General features: G+C 56.9%; 1 protein-coding gene. It reads right to left on the bottom strand.

The window, feature by feature from the left end:
- Positions 1-360: immunoglobulin domain-containing family protein (locus ACYVJE_RS23125; protein ID WP_461146142.1), on the bottom strand; the 360-nt coding region annotated here is incomplete at its 3' end.
- Positions 361-504 lie beyond the last annotated feature (144 nt).

The following is a 504-nucleotide window of genomic DNA, read 5'->3' as shown; positions in this document are numbered from 1 at the left end:
CCTGGCCGGCCTGGCCACTAGTAAGGGTTGGGGCGGATGCACTCCCTGAGGAGACGGTGACCGTGGTCCCTTGGCCCCAGACGTCCATACCGTAGTAGTAACCATACCACCATGGCCTCTCGCACAGTAATACACGGCCGTGTCCTCAGATCTCAGGCTGCTCAGCTCCATGTAGGCTGTGCTTATGGAGGTGTTCCTGGTCATGGTGACTCTGCCCTGGAACTTCTGTGCATAGCCTGTGTTACCACTGTTAGGGTTCATCCATCCCATCCACTCAAGCCCTTGTCCAGTGGCCTGTCGCACCCAGTTGATATCATAACTGGTGAAGGTGTATCCAGAAGCCTTGCAGGAGACCTTCACTGAGGCCCCAGGCTTCTTCACCTCAGCCCCAGACTCCACCAGCTGCACCTGGGAAGATCTAGAGGAACCACCAAGTCGGAGGCCAAGCGGGTCTTAGGAAGACAACTTACTGCCGCAACTCCTTGGCTCACAGATCGACATGGC

It is taken from the genome of Salinifilum aidingensis, from assembly GCF_054782015.1.
This window is presented reverse-complemented; position numbering and strand designations above follow the sequence as displayed.